The sequence below is a fragment of the Psychromonas sp. genome (assembly GCF_047632955.1).
In the GTDB taxonomy this organism is placed as follows: Bacteria; Pseudomonadota; Gammaproteobacteria; order Enterobacterales; family Psychromonadaceae; genus Psychromonas.
The window spans coordinates 13,780-33,778 of the sequence record NZ_JBLIED010000002.1 but is presented as its reverse complement, the minus strand read 5'-3'; the positions used below and the strand labels follow the sequence as shown (position 1 = coordinate 33,778).

Genomic DNA, 19,999 nt, shown 5'->3' with positions numbered 1-19,999 from the left:
GGTTTTTTTTAGCCTCGTAATTGAGCCATCAATAGTACAAATAAATGCAGGTGTGGGGGATTAAGGAAAGGATTGTTAGCGAGTAAAAAACAACATAATGCAAAATAAAAAATCTGCCTCCATCGGCCCATTTAGCAGGTGCAAAGGTGCACATCGACTTAGAAATTTCACTCTATTTAAGTTTATTTCTGTCCCATCTCAACTTAAAAATGGCAAAAGAAAAGACGCGATCCCGTTACTTTTACCATTATGTTTGAAAAATCGCGTTTATTTACGTTTATGACAGCGCAGATAAAAAGTGATTTCAGAGGCATTCATCGCTTTACTGTGCAATTGCTGACCGACTGGCTCAAATTTATTGGATATTGTGGGCTCATCATCGGTGTTACCGGCGAGTGTGTCAGAAACGACCGTCACACCTAATGAGCGGGACAGAACAAGCAAGCCATCCTGTAGCGCATGGCTAACAAAGTCTACATATCCCTCTTTGGTAAAATGTGGCGATATTTTAAATTTATCGATCGTTAACTGCTCAAACAGCCTAAACAGCGGACGATCTGCGGCAAATTTATCAACGGTCAGTGCTATGCCCATTTTACTGAGATTGATTAGATTTTCATAAACAGTTGGGTTATCACTTTTAAAAATAACTTCATCGATTTCAAACTCCAGCCATTCTCTTGAACACTTAGTTTCCAGCAGAATAGTCTGCAGATCCCCAATCAAACTGACTTGTGATAATTGCACATCGGTTAAATTAATGGCAATACGTTCGAAATTAATCGCCGCTTTCTGCCAGATTACGGCCTGCAGTGCGGCTTTACGGATCATCATAAGACCGATCGGCACCGCTAAACCGTAATGTTCAGCCAGGCTGATAAAGCTGTCCGAATGTAACGCGCCACGCTGCGGGTGATTCCAGCATAACAGCGCTTCCAGCGCGACAATTTGCCGTTTACTCAGATCGTACTGAGGCTGGTAGTACAGCTCAAACTGATCCTGCGCTAATGCTTGTTTTAACGCTTTTGTAAATTTAACCTGCTGCCGTGAATATTGGGTCAACTTTTTAGTATAAAAATGATAGGTCGAGGCGTTAGCAGACTGCTTGCTGCGTTTTAATGATGCTGCTGAATCACTATTTCGTGTGCTTTTCAGACGGGATTTCCCACGCTGGATCGCTTTTTCCGCGTTGCCTAATAGTGTGTCTTTATCAGTGCCATCATCAGGACAGAGCGCAATACCGATTGTCGCAGAGAGATGCACCGATGAATGTCCCATTTCAACGTTAGACTCAAATTGCGTGGCAATATTTTGCGCAACATCAGCCACATCCTGTTCATTAGCCAACTCATCAACAATAATAACAAACTCATCACCACCAAAACGCGCAACAGTATCTTTTTCAGAAACACAGCTTTTAAGACGCTCTGCAATCTGTTGTAGCGCCATGTCTCCCGCATTCTGCCCATACCGTTCATTAATCGTCTTAAAGCTATTAATATCCACTAATAGCACCGCCATCATGCCCTGATTAACCGTTGCTCGGGCTATTACTTCCTCCAATCGGTTAAACAGAGCAATACGGTTAAATACCCCGGTCAGCGGATCATATTTTGATAAAAACTGTATTTTGGGCTCAACTCTTTTACTTTGATTTAAATCGATAAAGGAGCTGATACGGCGGATTCCCCCTTTTTCTTCGAGCTCAAAAGCATATATTTCTGTCCAGGCATAATGAATTTCGCCATTTTTTGTGCGATATGCCATATCTCCCTGCCAGCTTATATTTTTTTCTAATGCAGCCTCTATATTCTCATGTTCACTGCCTTCAAATATGCTCACATGTGATTGCAGCAGCTCCTCTTTTGAATAACCGGTCGTATCACAACAGGCCTTATTCGCCTCAAGAATATAGCCATTTTGATCGCTGATAATGATGCATTCCAGCGAGTGAGTGAATATATTGGCGGCAAGTTTGAGTTTTTCATCCGCGAGTTTACGGTCGGTAATGTCAATCACCGCGGCAAGACAGTCTGTTTCGGTAATGCCGATATTGGCTTCGATATTAAGCCAACGCTTATTCCCGCCAACCTCTGCTAAGACCTCAAAGGATTGTATGCCATCACCCGCAAATGCTTTTGCCAGAAAACCGTTGAAGTTACCACGATCTTGGGCTGTCAGGTAGTTTGAAAACTGTTTTCCTACCAAGTTAGCGCGTTCAATACCCAAGAGGCTCGCCCCGCGTAAATTGATCTGATTGATGCCGCCATGCAGATCGAAAGAAAAGTAGGCAATAGGTGCAAATTCAAATAACTCGGTGTAGCGATAATGTAACCTTTCGGTTATCCGTGCTTGCCTTAACTCCTCATTCTGCATTTCCAACTCAATCTGATGAACCTGCAGTTCGTGGAGCATTTTTTTGGCCGCATAGTCGCTAGGAACAGTTTGACTGTTCTTTGTTTGTGTTTTCAATTGTGCTTCCGCGCGCCGGCGTAACATTTTGCCGGACAGCTTGGTTGACTTTACAGGCTTCTTCATGTGCAAGGCCTTGTCTTGCGTAATTCTGACTCAAGCAGTTTGGCTGCACTGATATTGGTGAAGGTGATCACTACGCCGTCAATCACATTTTCTTGGGTACGATAAGGCATGATCCGGACTTTGAACCAACGTTGATTGTTAGCCGTTATCTCTTTTTCTACGAAGACCAGCGTCTTTAACACCTCCTGCGCATCTTTTTGCAGATCTTTATAATCCAGATCCGTGACAATGTCGAACAGTGGTCGGCCCACATCACCTTCAATTAGCTTGAATAGGTGAGTGGCATGGTTGGTGAAGCGCCGTACATGCAGTCCGTTATCCAGAAAAATGGTAGCAATTTCCGTACTATTAAGCAGGTTCTCCATGTCATTGTTGACCCATGACAAATCATCAACTTTGGATTGCAGTTCGGTGTTAACGGTTTGCAACTCTTCATTCATTGACTGCATCTCCTCTTTAGAGGTAGTCAATTCTTCATTGGTCGATTGCAATTCCTCATTGGTTGATTGCAACTCTTCATTGGCGGACTTTAGTTCCTCCTGAGAGGATTGCATTTGTTCGCGAAGGGATTTTATTTCATCATGCGCCAGTTGTAGTTCGACCTGACTTTCTTTCTCCGCTGTCCCTGGTTTTTTGCGTCGCCGCCTGGTCGGCGTCACGACTTCAGTAAATATCACCATTATCAAGCCAAGCAACTCTTTTGGCTTACTAATAGCTTGTACCGTCAAATTGATAGTGTGTGCATCTACTGTGATATTTTCAATCGTCACTGGCTTTAGCTGGCTCTGTGCTTTCTTCATCGCTTGCTCAAGCTGATGTTGTAGTTGTTCACGTGCCATTACGTGAATGTTCCAGTTGGCTTTGCCCGCAGCAGGCTCTAAATATTTTCCGGTACGACCATTGATGTAAATAATGTCGCCTGCCGCATTGACTAACACCGCTGCTGGCGAATAGTTTTGCAACAGAATTTGATCTGCCTGCGTTTGTAGATTGCTAATATTTTTAGTCATCTTACGGGTTCCCTCATGTTCATTTTCTGCCAGGGGTATGATTGGAAATATCCGCGTGGGAAAGTCGACTTCCGTGTGCTGTCTAGGGTTGTCAATGCGTGTGTAAATCCGTGAGTTTTCCTTGATTTCTGAGAACAATGAGATGGAATTACCAATCGTTTCGGCATTGCCTAGAATCAAAAGTCCATGAGACGTTAATGTGTAGTGGAACAGTGGGATTAACTTTTTTTGTAATTCCGGTGTAAGATAAATCAGAAGATTACGACAGGTGAGAATATCTAACCGGGTGAAAGGTGGGTCCATAATGATATTCTGTGGTGCGAAGATCACCATGTCACGAATGTTCTTGTTTATCCGGTAACCACTGTCATCTTTAATAAAATAACGATCCAATTGCTGTGCGGATACGTCAGCCTCAATACCTGCCGGATAATAGCCTTTTCTTGCAATATTGATTGCATCCTGATCAAGATCAGTAGCAAAAATTTGTAATTTGAAACGCCCTTTGGGTTTGATGTCATCCAATACATCCATTACCGTCATTGCCAGAGAATATGCCTCTTCTCCGGAAGAGCAAGCGATCACCCATGCCCGCAGTTCTTTACCTTCTGGATAATTGGCCAATAGTGCCGGCAGTGAGGTTGACTTGAGCTGCGCCCAAACGTCTTTATCACGAAAGAAATTGGTTACGCCAATTAACAGCTCCTTGAACAACAGGTCTTGTTCCTGCGGATTATCACGTAGATAACGGGCATAGAGTGAGATGGTTTTAAGCTGATGTAGACCCATACGCCGTTCAATACGACGATCTATGGTATTTTTCTTGTACAGTGAGAAGTCGTTTCCACTCCGTTCACGCAGTATAATAATGATCTGCTCCAGTGCGCTGGTTGACTTGGTTTTCACTATCGGTTCAAACTTGTTTGGAACACCTCGTGGGCTATGTTTGAGAAACGCTATAATCCGTTCCGGCAGTCCTTCAGCAGGGGCTATGATGTCAGCTAGCCCGGCATTAATAGCACTTTGAGGCATTGAATCAAATTTGGCTGACTCGGGTGACTGTACCAGAGACAGTCCGGCATTTTCTTTGATGGCGCGTAAACCAAGCGTGCCATCGGAGCCCATGCCTGACAAAATAACACCGACAGCGCGTTCATGCTGATCAGCGGCCAAAGATCGAAAGAATGAATCAATGGGTAACCGGATCCCACGATTAACCACCGGTTCTAACAGAAATAATACTCCGTGAAGGATCGATAAATCTTTGTTAGGCGGGATCACATACACGCAGTTGGGTTTTACCTTCATATTGTTGCGAATTTGTTTTACTTTCATCGGCGTATCGCGTTGCAACAGCTCAGGCATGATCCCTTTGTGAGTGGGGTCAAGGTGCTGGATGACAACAAATGCAATGTTACAAGGCGTTGGCATATGAGAAAAAAATTCTTTCAATGCTTCAAAGCCGCCAGCAGAAGCCCCTATGCCGACAATGACGGGTGTATTCATAACAGCCATACAGGAATCAAAGGAGATTTAGATAATGTTTTGCTTTGTTTTTTCATAGGGTATATTGCTTAATTATTTATTTATTAATTAATTGTAGAACGATTGTATCGTGTTGAACTGATTCCGGAAAACTTTTTATAAAATGCTTGATTCTTCTGCTGCGCTGTTAATCTGATTTTAGCAGATACTCTGAAGCGTTACGCGCCATCGGGATGCAATTGAAATCACAAAATGGTCATGCGCTGACGCTGTTGATTGCTTTTTCAGCAGGTCATGAGGGTCAGCCAAAAAAATCACCGCATTTCGTTATAGGTTTAATTTAAATAGGCTTAATTTAAGTTTTAAACAAGATATAACGTGATCTATATCACATTTATTTGTTTCTTGTGATTCTTTCATGAACTTATCTGAAAAATTATATACATTGATTGCCACGATTTAAAAGGACACGGATTGTCTGCATTTTTAGCTGAAGTGATTTTTCGTACTTCAGCACCTACCTGAAAATTATTTAAATATTACAATTTTTAAATAATTCTAAATAGAAGAAGAATGAATATGACATTCAATAAATACCTAATGGCTATTACGGCTAGCACTATCCTCTCAGCTCCCCTTTCTGCAGCGACTATATACAAAAATGATACTCAAGATTTTAATATTGGCGGGCGTGTGGAAGTACGTGGCAATTTAACTGATAGTGATTACTCAGATAAGTCTCGTGTACGTTTAAATGTAAACGGTAAAAATGAATTAAATGAAGATTTAACTGTTTTTGGTCGTTACGAATTCGAAATTACTGAAGATGAAGATGAAGACAACGGTACCGCAACTCTAAAAACACGTCATCTTTACGTTGGTGGTGAAACTCAATTTGGTACTCTTATTTACGGTCATCAAAACAATGCCGTAACATACCTTACCGATTTCACTGATTTAGCTGAAACATTCAGTGGCTACATTAATGATAAAACCGCAACATCAGCCGATCGTTCAAAGAACACATTACGTTACATTTATGCAACTGATAAGTTAACTTTTCAGGCATCTGGAACACAAAATGCCAATAATAATGCAGATGGTTTTGGTTTAATGGCGGCTTATAAGCTTACTTCTGAACTTGAACTAGCGGCAGGTATAACTAGCAGTGATCAGGAATACGGTAACACTACTGACGCAACTGACACTGACACATCAAACTCTTACATGCTTGGCGCTAGATACACTAAAGATAGCATTTATTTAGGAGCGAATGTTATGCAGGGTAATATTTCTGCTGCTGGCATTTCTGATTCTGACTTTGTAGCTGCAGATGCATTCGCTGCTTATAACTTCGGAGCAGATAACTCAAACACGGTAAATGTTAGTTACAGTTATTATTCTGCAGATGATATCGAAGCATTAGATACAAACTTTGTTGGATTTGAATATGCGCGTTACATTGGTAACTTTGCAGTATACAGCAGCTATAAAGTTGCATTGAATAATGACAACTCTAGTAGCAGTAACGATCGTGAAAACGAGTTACAACTAGGTGCTCGTTACGGCTTCTAAGTTTTTGCTATAAAAAATAACATTTTAAAAGCACTCTCTTTGAGTGCTTTTTTAGTTGTAAGTCTATTTTTCTAGCCTGAGTTAGGATTACCTTTGAGTGATAAGAGTGAGAATTAAATATGAAATTATGGAATATTATTGTGCTAATAATGGTGAGCTTCTTAAGTTCACAAGTATTAGCTGATATTCATTTAACAACGCCTTCGCAGCTGAAACTTCAAGTTGTTAATGGTAAAAACGCAAAAAGTGAAAGTGCTTTGATTTTTGAAAATGGTAAAAATCAAATAGCATTTCGTTATGAAGATCGTTACCGCTCGAGTGGGGAAGATATATTCTTTGTATCAGACATTATAATCATGACTTTTGAAGGCAATGATCAGAACTATTTTATAACTCTACCTAAATTGCGCACAGAAACACAACGTGAAAATTTTAATAATAAACCAGCAATAACATTAAAAGATAGCCATGGAAAAGCAGTACTGTTCGAACAGGGAAAATTGATGAAGAATGGTATGCAGTTTGACCGTCAATTAGTCGCAGAAATGGAGGCTTATAATCAGACATCTAAACCTGCTTCATTAAATCAGCCTGAGTCAATAATTATACCTGCTGGTAGTCAATCTGAAGGTGATGTAGCAGGAAAAATGCTAGATTACTGGTACAGCAAAGCTGATCAAAAGACCCGCGCACAGTTTAAAGCCCGTATTAATAAATAGTATTCGACTACGACAAACTTCAGTTATGCATTTCAGCTATGTATCTCAGCTACATATTTCAACTACATATTCCAACCACATATTTCAACTACAGGCTTAAAATGCATACTACAAATAAGCTCTACTCCATTAAGTAGAGCTTGAGACCAACGGCACTAAATATTCGCTCAATTTTACTGATTAAAATAAAATCGACGAGGTTAAGTTATATTACTTAACCTCAGCTCGGGATAATTGAAGCGAAGCGTTCTTTAATATCACAGGTCATGATTATCAAGTCTTTCATTTTGCTGATTAATGAGTACCTGACTGCACACTTTGCTGTAAAGCGATGGGAGAACAATTTTTAAGCGTCACTTTTCCCTGTAATAAGTTGCCCTTGGAATATTCGTTAAAATGGCAGGTATTGGTTTGTGGATCGTAGTTTTCGAACCACAAATTATCGTCTTTCCAGGTTGCGAGAATATGCTGCTGACCATTCGGTACAGTAATTGACATCACACCCCCATAACGTTTTACAAAAACTTGCTGGAAATGAAAATAGTAAGCCAGCAAACCAATAAAAAATATAATGGAACATGTCATCATGGCAGATTTCTATTTCTTTTTCTTACCCAATAGAAAGCCCAATCCAACCATTATCCCGATAACAACAGCTCAGTAAAAATAAGTAATCATCCTCAACTCCTCGCAGTGGGTTTAAATTTGCCTGCTGGTTTAAGACACGTTAACCCGTTTAAAAATCTCTGGGGTTGTATAAAATACTGTTTTCTTTAGGTGTAGCGGAAAATATATCACAAGATTTGATTATTTGTGAGTCGTGATCATTTAGGGAAAGCGCGGCTGTAATTTTGTACAAGCGCCGAATTATAATTACAAACACCAATTTCTTTTACTAATTTTTGATCAATAAGCTTTTCCATTGTCGTAATCACAAGCACTATCTAGATGTAGATAACCCGCGGTAATGGCATCATATACCGTTTGTGCACAATCTTCGTTGGCAATTTTTCATAACCCTAAAGCAACTTTTGGCACGGCTGCAATAAACATAATATCTCCTTAAATAAAAAATTTATTCACAATAAATAATAAGTTTTTGTAAGTTAAGTTAAAGTTAAATAGAGCATAAACTTACAATAATGCACTTGAGTATGATATCTTGCGCCTTATCAAGGCATAAAAAAGAGATTGTAATGACTCAAGAAGAGCGCTTACTAGCCCAACATGCACTACTGTTAAAGTCTAAAAAATTAACCACAGAGCAGATATGTCAACATTTTGGAATATCTCGAGACTCTGCCAGACGCGATTTAATCAAACTTGTCGGCCTAGCGGATGTGCAACGTATTAGAGGTGGCGCAATATTAGTTCCCGTACAGCAGAGCGTTTTACCTTACCTGCAACGTGAACACATGAGCGCCATTAAAAAGGCGATTGGTAAAGCGGCCGCACATTTAGTTAATGAACATGATTTTATTATTGTCGATAGCGGAACAAGTTTAACGGCTATGGCAGCACATTTAACTTGTCCGGCAACGGTGGTGACTAATTCTATTGATTGTTTGACAATACTCGCCGATCAGGAAAGCATTAATGTACAGCTGTTAGGTGGAACGTTAAATCACTATCACAGATCTATTTTAGGTTCCAAGGCAGTTGAACAATTATCAGAGTATCAAGTTAATAAGGTGTTTTTAGGTGTCTGCGCGCTCTCTGAATCTGGTTTGTCAACGTCGAGTGAAGAAGAAGCGAATATCAAAAAAGCGATGATCCAGCAGGCACAACAGCTTATCTTAGTTTGCGACAGCAGCAAATTTGAACAGCAGAATTTCCACCATATTTGTGGTTTAGATAAAGTAGATATCATCATCACGGATAAGTTGCCGGCGCAAAGTTTATTAACTGCAATTAAAAAACAGGGAATAGAACTGCTGGTGGTCAATGAGATGAATAAAGGAGATAACAATGAGTAATAATATAAATACGGGTGTTATTAAAACGGCTGTGGTCGGTTATGGTTTTTCTGCAAAAACCTTTCATCTTCCTTTTATCGATGCGCTCCTCGAGTTTGACCTTTCGGCAATCAGCAGCAGTCAAGCTGATACAGTCAAGCAGGACTGGCCTGATGCAGAGCATTATTTTACGGCAGAAGAGATGCTGCAAAATAGTGATGCGCAGTTAGTGATTATTACAGCGCCTAATGATGTGCATTTTTCACTTGCTAAATTGGCATTGGAAAATAATAAACATGTGCTGTTAGAAAAACCCTTTGTGACTAAAATAGCGGATGGTCAAACTTTGATCCGTTTAGCAGAAGAAAAAGGTCTGCTATTAAGTGTCTACCACAACCGCCGTTGGGATGGTGATTTTCTGACCGTAAAAAAATTAATTGCAGAAAATAAACTTGGTGATATCAAACATTTTGAATCTCACTTTGACCGTTTCAGGCCAGTAGTTAGGCAACGCTGGCGTGAACAATCAGAAGAGGGCGGCGGCATACTGTTCGATTTAGGACCGCATTTAATTGACCAGGCCTTACAACTCTTCGGATTACCAGAAGCGCTGACTGCGCAGTGTAAAATAATGCGCGAAGGATCGACTAATATTGATTATTTTAATTTAACCCTGCATTACCCGGATAAACTGGCGCTATTAAGTGCATCATTGTTTTCTGCAGGACCCAATTTACGTTTTAATATTCAAGGGGATCAAGCTAATTACCGAAAATTAGGACTGGATCCGCAGGAAGAGAGATTAAAAGCGGGTGTGCAGCCTAATACTTCGGACTGGGGTAAGGAAAACGAAGCGCAGTACGGTCAGTTATACTTTGCAGAGTCATCACAAGTATTGCCAACAGAGTGTGGCGGTTACCAACATTTTTACTCGCAACTGGCCGATGCCATTAATAACGGTGCTCAGCTTCCTGTATCTGCGCAAGATGCATTGTGGAATATTCGACTTATTGAATTGGCCATGCAAAGCAGTCGTTTAGGGAAAACAATAAAGGTTGAATCATGAGTACTGAGAATTTATTGCCTGATTTATTAAATCAGGAATTAGATCTGCAGTTTGAGCTATTTAATAATCAAACTGCCTGGCAGTTAGGCTGTAAATTAAAGAAACTAGCTGAAGATAAAAATGCCGTTGTCGCCATTGAAGTGTATGCCTTTAACCAGACTTTATTCAGCTATGCGATGCCCGGCACAGAGCTTGATAATCAGCACTGGATAAAGCGAAAGCGGCAGACTGTTTTACGCTTTGGTCACAGTACCTATTATATTGGCCAATACAATAGAGCTAAAAATAGAGAGTTTGAACAGCAGGTGCATATCAATGCCGAGGACTATTGTGCGCACGGTGGTGCATTTCCTATCAGGATAAAAAACTGTGGTTTGGTTGGTGTGGTGACAGTTTCCGGCCTTCCACAAAAAGAAGATCATCAAATGGTCACTGATGCACTCGCTGATTTAATTAAATAGGCAAATCCTGATTTATTATGGTGACCGAGATGCAGAAAAACGGGAGTATTAACATATGGCCTGCTTCTTTTTTCTGATCTCTCATCTTGTCATCAAGCAATGTACCTTTTCGCTTTAACAAATTAACTTGCTTATATTGGGGCTAAATGCGAGTTACAAAACGCTCCCGTCTCCCCTTGCTTGTGCAATATAATAAGAGGATAGTACTTTATTCGAGCAGTTATTAGTTTGAAAAAAACCTTTCTTTTGCAGGGTAAGAAGCTATTTCTCCTCGCTATGCTCTATTCACGAAATCAGTCGAAACAAGCATCACAATCAGAAGAAGATCAAATTGACTCATTCCTCCGATTTCTCACTATTCGGTCGCGTTTGGCACAGCTAAAACGCTTTTATTACCCGCACTGCGATGACTGCTAAAACGGAACCGGAGTAAATCATATTTCCCTTCGAACAACAGGAATAACATCTTAATAAAAGGAGTAAATTTTAAATATGAACACTAAGAATTTCACATTTTCCATATTGGAATTAGCCACTGTCTGCAGTCATTCCACTCCTCAAGAAACCTTTAAAAAGAGCCTTGATCTTGCTCAAAAAGCAGAAGGTTTTGGTTACAAACGTTTTTGGCTGGCAGAGCACCATAATATGCTCAGTATTGCCAGCTCTGCAACGTCAGTCCTCATTGGATATATTGCTGGTGGTACTAAAACAATAAGGGTGGGCTCCGGCGGAATTATGCTTCCCAATCATTCACCCTTAATTGTCTCCGAACAATTTGGCACCTTAGCCTCTATTTACCCAAATCGAATTGATTTAGGTTTGGGCAGGGCGCCGGGAACAGATCCGATAACGGCGCAGGCTATTCGTTCTGATAGAATGCAGGCGGTCCATAAATTTCCCGAAGAAATAAGCGAGATTCAAAAGTATTTTTCCTCTGAAAATAGCGGCGGAAAAGTAAGGGCCAGCGTTGCCGAGGGGATCAATGTGCCACTTTATATATTAGGCTCCAGCACAGACAGTGCCCACCTCGCGGCTAAAAAAGGGCTGCCCTATGTTTTTGCAAGTCATTTTGCGCCGGCACAATTATTTGAAGCCTTGAATATTTATCGCAGTAATTTTAAGCCTTCAGAATTCTTACAGGAACCCTATACCATTGCCTGCATCAATGTGATCGCAGCAGACAGTGATCAGCAAGCAGAAACAATATCCACGTCTATGATTCGAATGATGTTTGGTGTTTTGACCGGAAATATTGACTATCTTCAGGCGCCTATCAATATGACCCGCGAATTGCGGGATTTATCTGAAGACCCCGCTTTTCAGCGTATGCTCAAATATTCTTTTGTGGGCAGTAAGGAAACAGTGAAGCAAAAAACCGCAGATTTTCTTCAAAAAACCGGGGTCAATGAATTAATGGTGGCATCTCATATCTATGATCACCAGGACAGGGTTAAATCCTATCGGATTTTTTCAGAAGTGATGAAGGAATTTTAATCCTCAAAAACAATTAAAACCTTCACTTGATTAGATTTATGGAATGCCAACTGCGAGCTTTCGCGTACAGTCAAGGTTAATTGAACCGCTTGCTGATGGCATTGCTCTCACTACCAATATTCTCCCCTTTGCCAAAAAGCATAAGGAGCGAATATTGGGTCATTCACTTAAGCTGGTTTAACGCAGCCAATTAGTTTTACTTAATTCGACGATCTCATCACCACGGCCGTTAATGATAGCTTTCATCATGTACAGGCTAAAACCTTTGGCTTGTTCAAACTTTATTTGTGGTGGCATTGCTAACTCTTGCTTTGCCGTATCTACCTCAAGTACTACAGCACCGGGGTGATTCAATGTCTCGGTGAGTGCCGCGGATAAATCTGCCGGTTTATCAACGTGAATACCCTTGATACCACAGGCTTCTGCAATTGCAGCAAAACTTGGGTTTTCTAAATCAGTATCATCGCAAAGATTACCGCTTGCCTTCATTTCCATCGCCACAAAACCAAGAGAACGATTATTAAATACGATGATTTTTACCGGCAGATTGTGCTGTTTAAGTGACAACAAATCCCCCATTAACATTGAGAAACCGCCATCACCACACATTGCAATCACCTGACGAGAACGATCCAGTGCTTGAGCTCCCATCGCTTGTGCCATCGCATTGGCCATAGAGCCGTGATTAAACGAACCTATCAAACGGCGTTGGCCATTCATTTTCAGGTAACGCGCCGCCCAAACCGTTGGCGTGCCAACATCACAGGTAAAAACAGCATCGTCGTTTGCTTGTTCGCTGATTAATCTGGCCAGATACTGCGGGTGAATTAAATTATGTGAGGTTTTGCCATCGGCGAGCTGATCAAGATCTTTGCGCGCACCTTGATAATTTTTCACACATTGCTGCAAATGCTTACCGGAACGGTCATCATTAATTAACGGCAGCAAACCTTGCAACGTACTTTGAGTATCACCTAACACACCAAAATCAATTTGGGTGTGGCGACCTAATGCCGCCGGGTCATTATCGATTTGCAGCAATACCGCGTTCTGCGGATAAAAGGCCCGATAAGGAAAACTTGTGCCAATTATCAGTACGGTATCGGCTTGTTTCATCGCATGATAACCAGAAGAAAACCCAATCAGGCCGGTCATTCCAACATCATAGGGGTTATCATATTCCAAATATTCTTTACCGCGCAGCGCGTGCACAATAGGCGCTTGCAGTTTAGACGCAAGTGCCACAACTTCCTGATGTGCGCCTTTCGTTCCCGCGCCACACAACATGGTGACTTTATGGCTTTTATTTAATCGTTCGGCAAGCTCATTTAAATCGGCTGATGCGGGAGTATAGAATGCCGGTTTGGGTATGTTCCATTTAGGTTTGATACCATCGGGCATTTGCGAAAGCGCAACATCACCGGGCAATACTAATACCGCAACGCCTTTATGTAAAATAGCCTGGCGCATCGCCGTTTCAAGTAAATACGGCATTTGTTGCGGATTTGAAACCAACTCGCAGAAAACACTACATTCTTTAAATAGTTCCTGGGGGTGAGTCTCTTGGAAATAATTGCTGCCAACTTCAGCTGAGGGGATATGAGCCGCAATCGCAAGGACTGGCACTCGGTTACGTTGGCAATCAAATAATCCATTAATGAGGTGTAAGTTACCGGGGCCCGATGATCCGGCGCAAACAGAAAGTTCACCGGAAACGTGCGACTCTGCTCCGGCAGCAAAGGCGGCAACTTCTTCATGACGGGTACCAAGCCATTCGATATTGTCATAATGACTCAGACTTTCACTTAAACCATTTAACGAATCACCCGTTACTCCCCAAATTCGTTTTATCCCGGCCTGATTGAGTGTTGCCGCTATAAATTGCGCGATAGTATTGCTCATATACTTATACTCCACTGTCGTTGTGGCTGTTAAATGAAACTTTGTGATGGATTAAAATCATTTAACAGCTAAAAGTGTGATTTATATCTCGTTTTATTATCTTCCTCTTCGCGTAAAACTTGCGCAAGATCAACTTATCCTTTTTTTTACAACAATTATTCATAAAAAAAACCTTTTTATAATCTTTAGGAATATAAAATCTGATCAATGATTGTTTATCGGGGTATTGCGGCATGCGCTTTTTTCTACAAACAGCGCATGCTGAAATATTCTTTTGCGGATGATAAGAAGGCGAACAAGCAAAAAAGTGCAGATTTTCTTAAAAAAAAGAGGAGTCGTTAACCATCAAGCAGGCTATCTACCGTGGCTAAGAAATTTTGGCACGTTTTTTGTTATGTTCAATATTAATTTATCCTTGTTCAAGGTACTATATCGGTTTTAATTTAATGATTAAAAGGTATGGATGTCCTGCCTTTTCTTTGTCAAGGAACATAATGACAGCTGATTTTATTGGTATTGATTTTGGTACAAGCAATTGTGCCGTAGCCGCTTGGCTTAATAATAAACCAACACTGATTGTTGTAGATCAACATAGTGAGACCCCGTTTAAAATCCGATCTGCAATCTATTTGACCCACAATGAATCGGGCGCCGTGAGCAATAATGCAAAAACCAATGAACAAACCTTAAATGAGATGTTAAATTCGGGTGAAATTTTGTTTGGTGAAGAAGGTTTTAACGCTTTTTTATTATCACCGGACGAAGGTCGCTATGTTAATAGCCCAAAGAATTTTCTGGGCGCTAAAATTCCAAAACGGTTATTGGATAACTTTGAAATTTTAGTTATTCGCTTTCTCTCTTATCTTAAGCAGTGTGCTGAAAAACAGTTAAATACCACTATCAATAAAGCAGTTATTGCGCGCCCGGTTAACTACCACTCGACCATGGGGGAGTTAGGCAACCAACAAGCTGAAGCGCTGATGTTACGCGCAGCAACCAAAGCGGGTTTTGCGCAGGTTGACTTTATTCATGAGCCCCTTGCTGCCGCTTATCACTTTGAACAACAAATTAAAAAACCAACAAAAGCGATGATAGTCGATTTAGGAGGGGGTACCTCCGATGTTACTTTTTGTTTATTAAGTGAAGAGAAAGCCAATCAACTGGAGCGAGATGCTGATATTTATGCCACCAAGGGGATCCGCCAAGGGGGTATTGTCAGTGACAAAGATTTAGCAAGTAGCATTGTTTCACCGCTGTTTGGTCGAGGAGAGCGCACCGCAGCGGGCCGTTCAATTCCAAACATGTTGTTTTTTGGCGTTTATGCGATCGATAATATGCCGGAGATGGGGGATTTTTATTCTCCTGCGCGTGCTAAATCGATCACTGAATATATTGTGGAAAGTAAAGATCCTGTACCGCTTATGCGTTTACAGCAAGTACAAAAGCAAAGGCTTACTCATCAATTAATGCATGCCATTGAACTTACAAAGATCAATTTAAGTGACCAGCAACAAACAAAACTGTCGTTAACTTTTATAGAAAAATCATTACAGTTGGAAGTCAAACGCGAGCAGGTTGCGCAGACCATGACAAACTGGTTAGAAAAGATGTTTGTGATGATTGACAATGCCGTTGATGAGGCCCAGCAGCAACCTGAAATCATCTATTTAACCGGCGGTATGGGGTTATCACCATTGGTACAAGAAGCAATTAAAGGGCGTTATCCGGAGGTGAAAATAACGGTCGCCGATGCCTTTAGCTCCGTTGTATTGGGCGCGTTATTAAAAGCTAAACGTCTGTTTGCTTAAACTTTCAACTCTTGCTTGGTCTGAGATTAAAGGGTGGGTGGATTTAATGTTTTTATCGGTCGAAGCATGATGACATGGTAAATATTGTGCATGTCATCATAAGTGCTAGCTAGTTGGGGGAAAAGAGCGGCTCCACCTACAAATAAAGAGAGGAGCCGCGTTTAAGCAGAGTTGTTGTGTTACGACCTAGAAGTTATAACCCATGCCGAATACGTAGGAAAAGGCACCGTCTTGCCAGTTATCCGATGCGGAACCACTGTCAGTGAAGAAGAACTGATATTCGGCGCGCGCCATAATAAATGTTTTTTCCAGTACGTAGTACTTAACACCAAACTCGCCGCCGGCAAAACCGCTGTCTTTCACGCCGTCACCGTAGATAACCCCAAGGCTTGCACCTAGGAACGGGCGCCAGTGACTATTATCAAAGAAATGGTAGTCGTAGTAGCCGCGTGTGCTGCCGTTCCAGAAATCGTTGGACAGGTCTTCACCCTGGATATCGGCGAAGTTCAGACTCTGGCGTACACCCCAGACGGACTTATCGGAGGTGAACCAACCCAGATCGGCGGATATACCAAAACTGGAGTTGTCAAAATCCTTATCACTGCTGCCGGTTCCGGAAAGCGTGAACTCGCGCTCTCCTGCTGCAGGTCCCCAGCTGGGTTCTGCCTGAACAGCGCCTATGCCGCTCATGCCTGCTGCAAGTATTGCGATACTGATCATTTTGTTGTTCATGTTATATCCCTCTATGCGAATCTTTTAGCTCTTATGCGCACGTTTTTTCACGCATCTCATTTTTCGCATCTTTGGCCTGGAAGTTTGGGTTCAGCAGGAAATGCTGCATGGCCTAGAGTGCTCTATTGAGTATAGAAAGGGTGAGATTTTTTGCCAAAAAAATATCAATTTGATCAGGGCTTTTATCTCATCAAGCATAGATGTTCGACTCGGTTGTCACTACAAAACAACCGAAATAAGGATGACTGTGTCGCTGGCTTATTTTATGAAATTGGTCGCGCGCGGGAGATTACAAAAAAATTTCGTATTATTTTAATTTCTGGGATGAAGATGAAAATAGTACAATGCGAGGAGTCGAGCGTGCTAATAACAGTTATTAGCACGCTCGACTATTTTTAATCAAAAACAGCACAAACAATATCTATTGCATTGTGCTGTTTGATATTAGCAAGCCAGTGGCGCAGCTTATATATTGCGCATATTGAGTGGTTCTTTGTTGCGCAGTCGATTCAGGATTATTCAGTAATACAGCGGCAACTGATTCTATCATCGGGCGGCTGGCTTCTGCGCTTGGGTATTTAGCCCATTCCTGATTGATACGCTGTTCTGCCTGGCCACCGACAATAGCGCCACAGACGTTAACAACTTCACTGACTAAAACACTGTTTTGCGGTATTGTCGGATAACTTGTGGTGTTTGAACAACCACTGACAAACACAGAAATTGCGGCTAGCGTAACAGGGATAAATTTATTCATAATAGACCTTTTAATAATTTTAAAGCTGATAATAAAGACTGCCGTGTTTATACACGCTCTACAGGAGAAAAGACACTGTCATATTTTTGCTTTTTAACACCAATTTCAAAATTCAAAAAAAAATCATAGTGTTACAAAAATTAAAATTTTTTAAGCAATTGATAGCCGCCAATATCCGCTTGGCACATTGACAATCACTCAGCAAATGACCCGGTGGAAAAATGATAAAATTTACTATTTTCCTCTGTCAATATCGGTGTTTATATGCAGAATTATTCAACACATTTACTGACCATCATCTTGTTTGCCGAACCGTCACTGTTCACATTAAAGCTAAATACATAATTGCCCGGCTGCGAAATTGCAATTGAAGATTCTGTCCCCGGTCCGGCGGCAACGGCAGCACTTTGCTCTTGGCCAAGTTGTACAGCAGCACTCTCATCAACGGCCATCTCAATTGACCAGTCAGCAGAGGCAAATTTAAAGGTATAGGCTGTCACCTGTGCTTCATTAACGGTCACCTGATAAGTATTTTGACCTTTGTAACTAAACTTATGTGAGGCCGGGGTTGCACTGAAACCATTACCGCCCGCGTAACTACCGCGAATATACATATCCTTGCCAATGGGGGCTAGAGTACTGTCGTTGGGATTATCACAAGCGGCCATAAACCCTTCGCCGGTAATAGTGCTGGCAGCGGATGTTTTCGGGCCTCCTTCTGCAGGTGATGCAATATTGAGAAATTTGGCCTCAAAAGGTTTCAAGGTAAAGTTATAAACAGCACCTTCCTGCGCATATGCTTTTCCGCTTTGCAGATCTGAAAGTATCCCGTCACTGCCAATTGCTGCGCCACTAAGTGCAACTTTAACCCGCTTATCTTTAACGTTTAACAGATAAAGTACGTGATTATTCGCTGTATCTTTACGGTCAATATAAAGGTTATGATCAGAGAAAATATGGGTACGTGCACCATTGTAAAGTGCCGGATTGCTGTGACGTATTTTCATTATACTTGCGACATAGGCTTTTAATTCGGCTTGCTTAGGGCTTAACTGGCTAACAGAAACGCCTTCAATTTTAGCACTACTGCGGGCAACATGATCGTCACACAAACCAAGTTCAGCACACGAATTATTGACTTTCTCAGCAAAATCAGGAACTTCATCTCCAATTTCATCACCATAATAAAGGGTAACAGGACCGGAATAAGCGCCCATAAAACTAAAGGCGGCTTTATGTATTGCCCAGTACTGGTCATCGTCAGGTTCACTGATTCCACCTCGTTGCAGCAGATCACCAAAACGCACTAAATCATGGTTACCCAACATCAGATTAGGCATCGCATGGTCGGGATAAGCAAGATGGCTATTAAAGCCTTCATTTAGAGTCTCCGCGCCGCGTTTTCCTGCTCCATTTTCGTCCACTGCAAAGGTTTGTAATACTTTATAGCGCATCGGGAAATCAAATGCCGAATGCAGTGCTGGATTATTGTCAGTGCCATAACCGCTTGCGGCAATTTCATTCTCTCCCTTCCAAATTTCAGCCACCATATAACCCAATGGATTGACCATCTCGCCCGCGGCATTTTTATAGGTTACGTTTTTAGAGGTTTTCTCAACGGTTTTACGCAACGCGGCCCACTGCGCAACGGGAACTTGATAGGCTTGATCTAAACGCCAGCCATCGATTTTTAATTCATTAATCCAGTAACTCACCACTTCTTTATAAAATGACAGATCTTGCGGGTAACTAGACTCAAAACCAACACCCCCTTGATCGTTACCATTAGTCGGAGTCAGACCATTGGGTGACGCAGCCACATTACTTTTATGATGACCAAACACGCCATCAAAAAATACGTAAAGTCCTTTCGCATGGGCTTTTTTGACTAACTTTTTCGCCGTAGCCAGGTCACCAAAGTGAGGGTCTATTTTGAAATAGTCACTGGTAAAATAGCCGGTTGCATCCAAACGATCTATCCACTTATTTTGACCTGCAATCGGCGTTGATTCAAAAATAGGGGTAAGCCAAATAGCATTAGCTCCCAGGTCTTTGATGTAATCAATAGAGTCAATAATACCTTGCAGATCGCCCTGATGATGACTTGTTCCATAGCCCGTACCCTGCCCGACAGTGGTATCTCCATCGACAAAAGACTCAACCATTATCTGATAGGTGACAAGTCCACAACGTTTAGAAACAGCTGCATTTCCCTGATAACAGGCCAGACGTTGATCTTTATCGCTACTTGCCTGCTTCACTTCAATAACAATATTCTCATCGGAAGCAGACAGTGTATTTGGCGTTTGTGTGAGTCCTATTCCTGTACCACATGCAGCCAAATTTAAGGCGAGCGTCAGCGCCAGCGTTATTTTTGAAAATGAGTGTTTCATAACCTATTCCTTATTATGATTGAGTAAATTTCGGCCGGGCTTTAAGCACAACTATCTAAGTAAAATACAGCCTGTTGCGCCGAATATAATCAGGCAAACAGGAC

The 19,999-nt window shown here is 41.5% G+C and carries 14 protein-coding genes; 7 read left to right on the top strand and 7 right to left on the bottom strand.

Annotated features, from left to right (window positions below; genetic code table 11):
* Nucleotides 1-267 precede the first annotated feature (267 nt).
* Together ACJAZP_RS01895 and ACJAZP_RS01890 are read right to left on the bottom strand one after the other, a co-directional pair.
* Complete coding sequence (locus tag ACJAZP_RS01895; RefSeq protein WP_415229041.1) at nucleotides 268-2,538, bottom strand: EAL and GGDEF domain-containing protein; 2,271 nt, start codon at nucleotides 2,536-2,538, stop codon at nucleotides 268-270.
* The gene (locus tag ACJAZP_RS01890; RefSeq protein WP_415229040.1) at nucleotides 2,535-5,054 is read right to left on the bottom strand and encodes a chemotaxis protein CheB; all 2,520 of its coding nucleotides are present in this window, start codon (nucleotides 5,052-5,054) and stop codon (nucleotides 2,535-2,537) included. The genes ACJAZP_RS01895 and ACJAZP_RS01890 overlap by 4 nt, the downstream gene beginning before the upstream one ends.
* 558 nt (nucleotides 5,055-5,612) lie before the next feature.
* Between ACJAZP_RS01890 and ACJAZP_RS01885 the strand changes: the two genes are divergently transcribed.
* Nucleotides 5,613-6,608, top strand: coding sequence for a porin (locus tag ACJAZP_RS01885; RefSeq protein ID WP_415229039.1), 996 nt, complete (start codon nucleotides 5,613-5,615; stop codon nucleotides 6,606-6,608).
* 119 nt (nucleotides 6,609-6,727) lie between these two features.
* Nucleotides 6,728-7,327: a DUF2057 family protein gene (locus ACJAZP_RS01880; RefSeq protein WP_415229038.1), complete on the top strand. Its 600-nt coding sequence runs from the start codon at nucleotides 6,728-6,730 to the stop codon at nucleotides 7,325-7,327.
* A 294-nt stretch (nucleotides 7,328-7,621) separates the two neighbouring features.
* Here ACJAZP_RS01880 and ACJAZP_RS01875 read toward each other — a convergent pair whose 3' ends face one another.
* Nucleotides 7,622-7,825 (bottom strand): hypothetical protein, encoded by a 204-nt coding sequence (locus tag ACJAZP_RS01875; protein WP_415229037.1) that lies wholly within the window; start codon nucleotides 7,823-7,825, stop codon nucleotides 7,622-7,624.
* A 698-nt stretch (nucleotides 7,826-8,523) separates the two neighbouring features.
* Here ACJAZP_RS01875 and ACJAZP_RS01870 point away from each other — a divergent pair.
* The 4 genes from ACJAZP_RS01870 (at nucleotide 8,524) to ACJAZP_RS01855 (ending at nucleotide 12,303) form a co-directional block, all read left to right on the top strand.
* Complete coding sequence (locus ACJAZP_RS01870) at nucleotides 8,524-9,303, top strand: DeoR/GlpR family DNA-binding transcription regulator (protein WP_415229036.1); 780 nt, start codon at nucleotides 8,524-8,526, stop codon at nucleotides 9,301-9,303.
* A complete protein-coding gene (locus ACJAZP_RS01865; RefSeq protein WP_415229035.1) occupies nucleotides 9,296-10,348 on the top strand; it encodes an oxidoreductase in 1,053 nt (350 codons plus the stop codon). Before ACJAZP_RS01870 ends, ACJAZP_RS01865 begins: the two co-directional genes overlap by 8 nt.
* The gene (locus tag ACJAZP_RS01860) at nucleotides 10,345-10,809 is read left to right on the top strand and encodes a heme-degrading domain-containing protein (RefSeq protein ID WP_415229034.1); all 465 of its coding nucleotides are present in this window, start codon (nucleotides 10,345-10,347) and stop codon (nucleotides 10,807-10,809) included. Before ACJAZP_RS01865 ends, ACJAZP_RS01860 begins: the two co-directional genes overlap by 4 nt.
* 492 nt (nucleotides 10,810-11,301) lie before the next feature.
* The gene (locus tag ACJAZP_RS01855; RefSeq protein ID WP_415229033.1) at nucleotides 11,302-12,303 is read left to right on the top strand and encodes an LLM class flavin-dependent oxidoreductase; all 1,002 of its coding nucleotides are present in this window, start codon (nucleotides 11,302-11,304) and stop codon (nucleotides 12,301-12,303) included.
* Between the two features lie 177 nt (nucleotides 12,304-12,480).
* Here the strand turns inward: ACJAZP_RS01855 and poxB are convergent, their stop codons facing one another.
* A complete protein-coding gene (gene poxB / locus ACJAZP_RS01850; RefSeq protein ID WP_415229032.1) occupies nucleotides 12,481-14,205 on the bottom strand; it encodes a ubiquinone-dependent pyruvate dehydrogenase in 1,725 nt (574 codons plus the stop codon).
* 494 nt (nucleotides 14,206-14,699) lie between these two features.
* Between poxB and yegD the strand changes: the two genes are divergently transcribed.
* The gene (gene yegD, locus ACJAZP_RS01845) at nucleotides 14,700-16,013 is read left to right on the top strand and encodes a molecular chaperone (RefSeq protein ID WP_415229031.1); all 1,314 of its coding nucleotides are present in this window, start codon (nucleotides 14,700-14,702) and stop codon (nucleotides 16,011-16,013) included.
* A 186-nt stretch (nucleotides 16,014-16,199) separates the two neighbouring features.
* Here yegD and ACJAZP_RS01840 read toward each other — a convergent pair whose 3' ends face one another.
* The 3 genes from ACJAZP_RS01840 to ACJAZP_RS01830 all read right to left on the bottom strand — a co-directional run bounded on the left by ACJAZP_RS01840 (nucleotide 16,200) and on the right by ACJAZP_RS01830 (nucleotide 19,895).
* Nucleotides 16,200-16,745, bottom strand: a complete 546-nt coding sequence (locus ACJAZP_RS01840) for a hypothetical protein (protein WP_415229030.1) — start codon at nucleotides 16,743-16,745, stop codon at nucleotides 16,200-16,202.
* Nucleotides 16,746-17,166: 421 nt separating this feature from the next.
* Nucleotides 17,167-17,502, bottom strand: coding sequence for a hypothetical protein (locus tag ACJAZP_RS01835; protein WP_415229029.1), 336 nt, complete (start codon nucleotides 17,500-17,502; stop codon nucleotides 17,167-17,169).
* Between the two features lie 272 nt (nucleotides 17,503-17,774).
* Nucleotides 17,775-19,895 (bottom strand): alpha-amylase family glycosyl hydrolase, encoded by a 2,121-nt coding sequence (locus tag ACJAZP_RS01830; RefSeq protein WP_415229028.1) that lies wholly within the window; start codon nucleotides 19,893-19,895, stop codon nucleotides 17,775-17,777.
* Nucleotides 19,896-19,999 lie beyond the last annotated feature (104 nt).

Coding starts and splice junctions, on each gene's coding strand:
- ACJAZP_RS01895 (WP_415229041.1), bottom strand. CDS start 2,538: ATGAAGAAGCCTGTAAAGTCAACCAAGCTGTCCGGCAAAATGTTACGC.
- ACJAZP_RS01890 (WP_415229040.1), bottom strand. CDS start 5,054: ATGAATACACCCGTCATTGTCGGCATAGGGGCTTCTGCTGGCGGCTTT.
- ACJAZP_RS01885 (WP_415229039.1), top strand. CDS start 5,613: ATGACATTCAATAAATACCTAATGGCTATTACGGCTAGCACTATCCTC.
- ACJAZP_RS01880 (WP_415229038.1), top strand. CDS start 6,728: ATGAAATTATGGAATATTATTGTGCTAATAATGGTGAGCTTCTTAAGT.
- ACJAZP_RS01875 (WP_415229037.1), bottom strand. CDS start 7,825: ATGTCAATTACTGTACCGAATGGTCAGCAGCATATTCTCGCAACCTGG.
- ACJAZP_RS01870 (WP_415229036.1), top strand. CDS start 8,524: ATGACTCAAGAAGAGCGCTTACTAGCCCAACATGCACTACTGTTAAAG.
- ACJAZP_RS01865 (WP_415229035.1), top strand. CDS start 9,296: ATGAGTAATAATATAAATACGGGTGTTATTAAAACGGCTGTGGTCGGT.
- ACJAZP_RS01860 (WP_415229034.1), top strand. CDS start 10,345: ATGAGTACTGAGAATTTATTGCCTGATTTATTAAATCAGGAATTAGAT.
- ACJAZP_RS01855 (WP_415229033.1), top strand. CDS start 11,302: ATGAACACTAAGAATTTCACATTTTCCATATTGGAATTAGCCACTGTC.
- poxB (WP_415229032.1), bottom strand. CDS start 14,205: ATGAGCAATACTATCGCGCAATTTATAGCGGCAACACTCAATCAGGCC.
- yegD (WP_415229031.1), top strand. CDS start 14,700: ATGACAGCTGATTTTATTGGTATTGATTTTGGTACAAGCAATTGTGCC.
- ACJAZP_RS01840 (WP_415229030.1), bottom strand. CDS start 16,745: ATGAACAACAAAATGATCAGTATCGCAATACTTGCAGCAGGCATGAGC.
- ACJAZP_RS01835 (WP_415229029.1), bottom strand. CDS start 17,502: ATGAATAAATTTATCCCTGTTACGCTAGCCGCAATTTCTGTGTTTGTC.
- ACJAZP_RS01830 (WP_415229028.1), bottom strand. CDS start 19,895: ATGAAACACTCATTTTCAAAAATAACGCTGGCGCTGACGCTCGCCTTA.